The 9,081-nt window shown below is 45.5% G+C and carries 6 protein-coding genes and 1 pseudogene; 2 read left to right on the forward strand and 5 right to left on the reverse strand.

What is annotated here, in order from left to right:
• Positions 1–217: 217 nt before the first annotated feature.
• The gene (locus tag H9625_RS16535; RefSeq protein ID WP_087210028.1) at positions 218–1,261 is read left to right on the forward strand and encodes a mannose-1-phosphate guanylyltransferase; all 1,044 of its coding nucleotides are present in this window, start codon (positions 218–220) and stop codon (positions 1,259–1,261) included.
• 82 nt (positions 1,262–1,343) lie between these two features.
• Here H9625_RS16535 and H9625_RS16540 read toward each other — a convergent pair whose 3' ends face one another.
• From H9625_RS16540 to H9625_RS16555, 4 genes are all read right to left on the reverse strand, one after another.
• A complete protein-coding gene (locus H9625_RS16540) occupies positions 1,344–3,674 on the reverse strand; it encodes a TonB-dependent receptor (RefSeq protein WP_225226478.1) in 2,331 nt (776 codons plus the stop codon).
• 134 nt (positions 3,675–3,808) lie between these two features.
• Positions 3,809–4,213 (reverse strand): HIT family protein, encoded by a 405-nt coding sequence (locus H9625_RS16545; RefSeq protein WP_022039827.1) that lies wholly within the window; start codon positions 4,211–4,213, stop codon positions 3,809–3,811.
• Between the two features lie 59 nt (positions 4,214–4,272).
• Entirely contained in the window at positions 4,273–4,737 is a 465-nt protein-coding gene (gene greA, locus H9625_RS16550; protein ID WP_022039826.1) for a transcription elongation factor GreA, read from the reverse strand.
• 173 nt (positions 4,738–4,910) lie between these two features.
• Positions 4,911–6,056 carry a TlpA disulfide reductase family protein gene (locus tag H9625_RS16555; protein WP_087250441.1) on the reverse strand — a complete coding sequence of 382 codons (1,146 nt, stop codon included), beginning with the start codon at positions 6,054–6,056 and terminating at the stop codon, positions 4,911–4,913.
• 337 nt (positions 6,057–6,393) lie between these two features.
• Between H9625_RS16555 and pnp the strand changes: the two genes are divergently transcribed.
• Positions 6,394–8,580, forward strand: a complete 2,187-nt coding sequence (pnp, locus tag H9625_RS16560) for a polyribonucleotide nucleotidyltransferase (RefSeq protein WP_022039824.1) — start codon at positions 6,394–6,396, stop codon at positions 8,578–8,580.
• 137 nt (positions 8,581–8,717) lie between these two features.
• On the opposite strand, the pseudogene H9625_RS16565 reads toward pnp, so the two are convergent.
• A pseudogene (locus tag H9625_RS16565) lies at positions 8,718–9,008 on the reverse strand (nitroreductase family protein); the annotation flags it as partial.
• Between the last annotated feature and the right edge of the window lie 73 nt (positions 9,009–9,081).

Raw genomic sequence — 9,081 nt, forward strand, 5'->3', positions numbered from 1 at the left:
TTTACTCCACTGGTGTTTGAGACCAGCGCGTCTACCGATTCCGCCATCTGGGCATTCCGTTGAATTGCGGTGCAAAGATAGACAAATCTTTTGAAATTACAAAGGATATGAATAAAAAAGTGAAAAAAAATTTGTCTAACACTATTTAGAAGCGTATCGAGTGGTTTATTCAAAATAATCTGCTATCTTAGCATAAACTTTTAAAGCCATCCTGATTATCATGAACAACAACTACTATTGTATCATTATGGCCGGAGGAATGGGAAGACGGTTTTGGCCGTACAGCAGGAAAAATCTGCCCAAACAATTCTTGGATTTCTTCGGAACAGGCCAAACTTTATTGCAACAGACATTCGACCGTTACAAACAAATCATTCCACCGACAAACATTTACATTACAACACACAAAGATTACAAGCAGCTGGTGTGCGAATTACTTCCGGAGCTTCCAGAAGAACAGTTGATTGTAGAAGAAGAAAGGCGCAACACAGCCCCTTCCATTGCATACGCTTCGCACATCATCCAGCAAGTTAACCCGAACGCGACTATCGTGGTAGCACCTTCGGACCATCTTATTCTGAAGTTTGAAGAATTTAAAGAAGCCATCTTGAAAGGATTGGACTTTGCATCGAAGAACGATATTCTGGTAACATTGGGCATCAAACCCAATCGTCCGGATACAGGATACGGTTATATCCAGATAGATGAAGAGAAAGAAGGAGATTTCTATAAAGTAAAGACTTTCATCGAAAAACCTGCACGGGAGTTTGCCGAAATATTCATCCAAAGTGACGAGTTTTATTGGAACTCCGGCATTTTCGTATGGCACGTCAATACGATTCTGAAAGCTTTCCATGAAATCATGGCAGAAATATGTCCGCGCGTTGAATGTGACAAACCAGACTTTACCTCCTGCCCCAACATTTCCATTGATTACAGCATTATGGAAAAAGCCAACAACGTATACGTACAACTATGTGACTTCGGCTGGGCAGATTTAGGTACATGGGAATCTTTGTATGATGCATCTCCCAAAGACACCCACCAGAATGTCATCATTCATAGTAACACCTTATTATATAATTGCAAGGACAACATTATTTCCATACCAGAAGGGCAATTGGCCGTTATTCAAGGTCTGGAAGGTTATTTGGTTGCCGCAAGCGACAATGCATTGCTCATTTGCAAGAAAGATGACCAAGATGCCATGCGCAAATTTATCAACGATGTAGAAATGAAATTCGGGGAGAAATACTCCTGAATTCCACTCACCACAGATTACACAGACTATAAAAAGGAATTATCCTACCATGTGTGTGTAATCTGTGATGGGCAAAAAAGCATCAATACTCGAAAGTAATGCCAATAGTGGGAAGCAAGGTTCCACTTTCCTGTTTGATGGACTTCATCACATAACGCTGTTCGGCCAGTGAAGCAGAAGGATTTTCTATTTCCCCGGTGCTCATCAAGACATCGGGCTGGCGCAGCTTACTTGCCGTTATATTCTGAATATCAAGATAAATGCCAAACATACATTTCTTCCAATAAAACATCTTGTCGACCCGAACATCCAATTGGCCAAAAGCAGGAAGACGCCCTGTATTATACCGGCTGTAATCATAATACGCCTTGCCTTGTGCATTCCAAGCCGTTACTAACGATGATTTCTCCACATCATAAGGTGTATAAGGCGACCCTCCTATACAACATACTTTCATACCCACGCTCCATTGTTTAGGGAAATTATATGTCCCGCTCACATTGAATATAAACCGATTATCCCATGCTGAAGGCACATAAGTATCTTGATTGTTTTTACGGAACTCACTTTTAAATACAGTGAGCGAAGAAGACAAGTTCAAACGCTGGACAAGCAACCATTTAAACATCACCTCTACACCATACGAACGTCCTTCAGCATCTGAAACAAGAGCCTCATTTCCAATAACCCCGTAATCATTTCCCTTACACGACAAAGGGATACCATCGGCTACAGACAATGGCATGTCCTTATACAATTTATAAAATCCTTCTGCCGACACTTCCACCGTCTCATTCGGATGCCAAGTCAGTCCGGCACTGGTCTGCGATACCGAAGTATAATTCAAATGACGATTTGCATATCGTCCATACTCATCCTTGAAGCCCAATGCTGTATATTGCGGGAGCTGGTAATACAGTCCCGTATGCCCGCTTAAAAACAAGCCCTCTGCCAGTCTCCATGATACAGACAAGCGTGGAGACAGCTGCCGGTCCAGTTTCTTCATCTTATCACTATAATTATTGGCATCGGCACGCACACCCAACGAAGCCGTAAAACGCTCGTCGGGAGCCGTATAGTCCATAGAAGCATATACTCCCCAACGGAATATCCCCAAATCGGTACGATAATCGTACAAATGTGCAGCATCGGTAAAAACCTGTTGATAGGTCGTATTAGTATATTGCAAATAACTCAGCTCTACTCCGGCGTTCAGCTTCCACACATTCCATCGTGACGTGTTTTCCAACCGGAACCGGGTTTCCTGCTCTACCGAGCGCAAACGTAACATCAGATTATCTTCACTGCTCTCATCATTGTCCCGGTATTTTAAATTTCGGTTGTTCAGGTAGCTATGGCTCAAAGTCACCGACTGAACGTGGGGACCGGCATAATGCCGATACACCCCTCCTACGGTATAAGTCTCCTGCTCTATCTTAGGCAAATAGCTCAAGAGATATTCGGCATCCTCCCCATTGATGTCCAAGTTCAACCTCATCCGGTCTATACCGCCCAAGCCTAAGACTGTAAGTTCATTATGAGCATCGAACCGGGTTTTCAACTTGAAAGAAGCATCTGTATATGCCGGAAGAAAAGGTAAGCCCAATAGTTTGAACAACATCTGTAAATACGACTGGCGCACCGACACTACATACGAAGTCTTGTCGCCCCAATGCCCGTTAGAAGTCAGTGAAACTTCCGAAGCTCCCAACGTTGCCTTTACAGAATTATGCTCCATATCCCCATCACGCAAACGAAAATCAAGCACCGAACTCAAGGCATTTCCCCGATTTGCCGGAAAAGCGCCACTATAAAACTTTACATTCCGTATCAGATCCGCATCAATCAAACCCACAGGGCCACCCGATGCCCCTTGCGTACTGAAATGATTGATATTGGGTATTTCTATCCCATCCAAAAAGAAACGGTTTTCCGAAGGACCTCCTCCACGTACAATCAAGTCATTACGGTACCCAACAGGCGAAAACGCTACTCCCGGATAATTCTGTACCACACGTGATATGTCACGGTTGGCGCCAGGAGCCTTTTCTATTTCCTGCATACCGATTACCCGCAAGCTGACCGGACTCTCAGCCACCCGTTGAAAAGGGGAAGCCGTAATGGTCACCTCGGAAAGCTGTGCACCTTCTTTTTCCATCTCAATCCAGATATGAGGTGTACGATGATTTACCCGATATTCAGCTGTTACGATTGTCTTATACCCTAACATGGAAGCCTGAAGGGAATAAATACCCGGCGGCACTTCTCCGATAATAAAATGTCCGTCGGCATCGGTTGCTGCACCGACACCCACACCCATAACCAGCACATTGACAAACTCCAACGGCTCACGTGTATCCCGGTCTATTACAGTTCCTTCAATCCTATACCTTGGCGATTGTGCGAAAATCATGCACCCAAGTGCTGCCAACAGGATACTGATATAAATCCTTTTTATCATAAAAGAAAAAATCTATCAACACAAAAAAGCCATCCTTCAGGGGATGGCTTTTTATGCTATATTATATAAGTAGGAGGGAGATTTTATCAAGCATTGCCTTCCCAGGCTTCATGTATAGCAGCGGCTATCTTCTTAAATTCCTCATCGCTCAGCTGCAACTTCGGATTAGAGAACAACATGTCTTTTTCACTTTGCATCGGAATCAGATGGATGTGTGCATGAGGCACTTCCAAGCCCAATACCGCTTCGCCTACCTTCCGGCAAGGAAAGACTTTCTGGATGGCCAATGCCACATGCTTGGCAAATACATGCATCGCCGCCAGTTCTTCGTCTTCCAAATCAAAGATGTAATCTACTTCCCGTTTCGGGACAACCAATGTATGTCCCTTTACCATCGGGTTAATGTCGAGGAACGCATAAAAGCGGTCATCTTCTGCCACTTTATAGCTGGGGATTTCTCCCGCAATGATTTTACTGAATATTGTTGCCATACCTTTATATATAATAAAAGTAAGGCAAACCTGCGCGCTTACGCAAGCCTGCCTTACCGTTAAAATGAAATTCCTGTTACTTCCAGACTGATTTTCCCCTGTGGAATGGTTATTTCAGCCACATCACCCACTTTCTTGCCCAGCAAGCCTTGTGCAATCGGCGTATTGACCGAAATCTTCCCCTGCTTCAGGTTGGCTTCTGTTTCCGACACGATAGTGTATGCCATTTTCATACCTGTCTTGACATTCTTCAGTTCCACACGGCTCAGAATCTGCACAGTATCCGCCTTCAGTTTCGATGTGTCAATGATTTTAGCATCGCCGATAGTAGCCTTCAACTGATTGATTTTCATTTCCAGCATAGCCTGAGCCTCTTTTGCTGCATCATATTCAGCATTTTCCGACAAGTCTCCTTTATCACGTGCCTCGGCAATAGCCGCCACCACTTTAGGGCGTTCCACTGCTTCCAGATGTTTCAATTCGGCCACCAGTTTCTGATAACCTTCTTCTGACATATAAGCCATAATGTTTTCCTCCTTTAATTTTTCGTTTATATTCTTACTTATAAAACAAAAAAGAATTCCGATACATAATTACGTATCGGAACCCTTCCTATGTTGATTTGCGACAAAGGTAAATCTTTTTATAATACCAGTCAAGTGTTGGAGCACTGTATTTTCACATGCTTTGCAACATGTTATAATAATTTCTTAATCTCCGCGTCCAAATCAGTATCAGCTCCTATCCTCAAACTCAACTCGTTGCTCCGGTTGACCAGGAAACTTGCCGGCAACTGGGATACTCCATACAGACGAAGAAACGTTGAATACGGACCTTGAGGGTCACGCACGCAAATCCATGGCAAATTATCTGCTGCTGTTTTCCAGAAATGCTCATCAGTATCCAGCGAAATCTGATAAATCTCCAGCCCTTGCTCCTTATACTTATTATATACTTCGCGCAACAATAAATTACGTGCACCCGACTCGGATGCTCCATACACCGTGAAGTCGATTAGCACCACTTTGCCTTTCAGGTCGGTCAAGTGATGCAGGTTCCCATTCTCATCACGCAAGGGAATGTCAATAATCGAGGTTTCCTCCACCTTGTCCATCGGAATCTCCAAGGGTTTCACTTGCGGCGCACGTGTATTCTTCATCCCTTTTATTACCATGTTATACAGGTTGCGCGAACGGTCGGCATGAGGATACATATTGTTCATGCTCGTAGCTACCGCCGCAAAGCATTTTACATCCTCCTTACTGGTAAGCGGATCGAAAATCATATACCCGTTCAATTCCTGGAACAAAGCGAAATAAGCGTATGACTTGTTAGGCCCGGCAAAAATATACTTGTGCTTCACCGTATCCTTATAGGCCGTCACAATCTTCTGTATACTGTCTTGGGCTATGCCGATGGGCAGTCCCGACCGTGCCACGCGGTTGACACGCTCCTGCAAGCCAGCCTGAAGCAATACCAGCTCCTTTATCTTGGTATTGTTTTCCGAACCTTCTATCTCATATCCTGTAGCAAAATTGCCCAAACCGGCATGCACTTTCACCGCTTCGGTAGAATCAACGGCAAAATTAATCACCTTGTTATCAATGCGCAAACGATAGTAATCGGGAGCATCCGGACGAGCAACGGAGAAGCTGAACCCTCCTTCTTCATCCAGTTTGATAGAATCAAGCGGAACGATGCGTTCCAGTCCGGTCTGTTCCAAATACAACATTTTGTCGGCCGCGTCGGTTATTTCACCTTCAACGGTAAAAGCAGGCTCGTTGTTGCAGGCGGTAATGCCTGCCAACAACAGAGCTGCGGCGATATAAGCATTTCTTTTCATTCTAAAAACCTGTTTTACTTCGGAGTGCAAAGATACGGCTTTTCATGGTTTCACAAAGCTTTTCGAAAAAGTTCTTGTACGAAAAAAAGAACTTTAACGCACGAAAGGCTTAAAAGCCTGCTTCCTGATGCTTTACGGTGCCGGAGAGGGGCAACCGCTTGCGGCGGCACGCGCAACCGCCTGCATCGGGCTGAGCATGTATATCCGGAGGGAAAGGCATAAAATAGCATAAAAACGGGCGAAGTGTAAAAGTTTTGCCTCATCTTCACCCGATTACTGCAAGATTATTCGTATCTTTGCGCGATTTATAGTCGAAAATTATATTAAAACATTATTTATGATCAATCCTATTGTTAAGACGATCGAGCTTCCTGATGGCAGAACCATCACGCTCGAAACGGGAAAGCTGGCAAAACAGGCAGATGGTGCTGTTACGCTGCGCATGGGTAACACCGTGTTGTTGGCTACTGTTTGTGCAGCAAAAGATGCAGTTCCCGGTACAGATTTCATGCCGCTTCAGGTAGAGTACAAAGAAAAATATTCTGCGTTCGGACGTTTTCCTGGCGGTTTCACTAAACGCGAAGGCAAGGCATCAGACTATGAAATCCTTACCTGCCGCCTTGTAGACCGCGCCTTGCGTCCGTTGTTCCCCGACAACTTCCATGCCGAAGTTTACGTGAACATCATTCTGTTCTCTGCCGACGGCGTCGATATGCCTGATGCATTGGCTGGACTTGCCGCATCGGCTGCGCTTGCCGTATCGGATATCCCGTTCGGCGGACCAATCTCGGAAGTACGTGTAGCACGTATCAACGGCAAGTTCGTTATCGACCCGACTTTCGAGCAACTGGAGCAGGCAGATATGGACCTGATGGTAGCCGCTACGTACGAGAACATCATGATGGTGGAAGGTGAAATGAACGAAGTAAGCGAACAAGACTTGCTGGAAGCCCTGAAAGCCGCACACGAAGCCATCAAAGTACATTGCAAGGCACAGATGGAACTGATGGAAGAAGTCGGTTCTACCGTAAAACGTGAATATTGCCACGAAGAAAACGACGAAGACCTGCGCAAGGCGGTTCACGAAGCTTGTTACGCCAAGGCATACGCCATCGCCGAATCGGGCAACAAAAACAAACATGAACGCGAGGCAGCCTTTACAGCAATCTGCGATGAATTCAAGGCCCAGTTCAGCGAAGAGGAACTGGAAGAAAAGGGTCCGATGATTGACCGCTATTATCACGATGTGGAAAAAGAAGCGATGCGCCGTTGCATCCTCGATGAAGGCAAACGTCTGGACGGACGTAAGACGACCGACATCCGCCCCATCTGGTGCGAAGTAAGCCCACTTCCCTACCCACATGGCTCATCTATCTTTACACGCGGAGAAACCCAGTCACTCAGTACTGTCACATTGGGTACAAAAGCTGACGAGAAAATCGTCGATGATGTACTCGACCAGCACAAAGAACGCTTCCTGCTACACTATAACTTCCCGCCTTTCTCTACAGGCGAAGCCAAAGCACAACGCGGTGTAGGCCGTCGTGAAATCGGACACGGACACTTGGCATGGCGTGCACTGAAAGGGCAGATTCCTGCCGACTATCCTTATTGTGTCCGCGTAGTTTCCGACATCCTCGAATCAAACGGTTCTTCTTCTATGGCTACAGTATGTGCCGGAACACTTGCCCTGATGGATGCAGGTGTACCTATCAAGAATCCGGTATCAGGTATTGCAATGGGATTGATCAAGAACGCCGGAGAAGACAAATACGCCATCCTGTCAGACATCTTAGGAGATGAGGACCATCTGGGTGACATGGACTTCAAGGTAACCGGTACGAAAAACGGTATCACTGCTACCCAAATGGATATCAAGTGCGACGGACTGACCTACGACATTTTGGAAAAAGCATTGTTGCAAGCCAAAGAGGGCCGCGAATACATCTTAGGCAAACTGACCGAATGCATTGCCGAACCTCGTCCGGAACTGAAACCGAACGCACCGCGCATCGAAACCATGACGATTCCGAAAGAATTCATCGGAGCGGTAATCGGCCCGGGCGGAAAGATCATCCAAGGTATGCAGGAAGAGACAGGTGCCACTATCAGCATCGAAGAAACAGATGGCGTAGGACGCATCGAAATTGCCGGCTTGAACAAGAAATCCATCGATGATGCCGTACGCATGATTAAGAGCATCGTTGCCATCCCCGAAATAGGTGAGGTATACACAGGAAAGGTACGTTCCATCATGCCTTATGGAGCATTTGTCGAATTCCTTCCGGGAAAAGACGGTTTGCTGCACATCTCGGAAATCAGCTGGAAACGTTTGGAAACCATCGAAGAATCCGGACTGAAAGAAGGTGATGAAATTGAAGTAAAACTGCTGGATATCGACCCGAAAACCGGCAAGTTCAAATTGTCACACAAGGTATTGATGCCAAAACCAGAAGGAATGGCCGAAGAAAAGCCCAATCATCCGAAACGAGAGCACAAACCCCAGCCTCGTAAAGAAAAATAAGTGAATACATTTTTTTCATAATAATGATAATCTCCCTCTTTCTTGGGCTTTTCCCTTGAGAGAGGGAGATTTTTCATAAAAGCATCCAGATACCCAATTTCTTACCACGCGTTCAAATGTATCCGCTCTTCTGTATCGATGTTTTTTTGCTTGGGCAAGGCATCGGCAAACATCGCCATTTTGTCTTTATCGCCCGATTCGTCCACCTCTGCAACCAGCTTCTTGAATGCTGCCATGTTCTTTGCCAACGGAGCAATGACCTTGGCTATATTCTCCTGTCCACGCACCACGACAAACTCGAATTGCCGTAAATGGTCGTTGGCCGGTGCCTTGAACGCCGCACTAATAATTCGCTTTAAAGCCTCATCACTTACTTCACGGCCGGAAAAGTCACGGATGATAGCCCCATCCGCTGTAAGATTATTAATAGAGTTTATGTAAATTAGTTATGATAGTTCCAAGGGTTGATTTTAATTCTGAGATTATGCAGTGCCATACATG

The sequence above is a fragment of the Phocaeicola intestinalis genome, assembly GCF_014837065.1.
In the GTDB taxonomy this organism is placed as follows: Bacteria; Bacteroidota; Bacteroidia; order Bacteroidales; family Bacteroidaceae; genus Phocaeicola; species Phocaeicola intestinalis.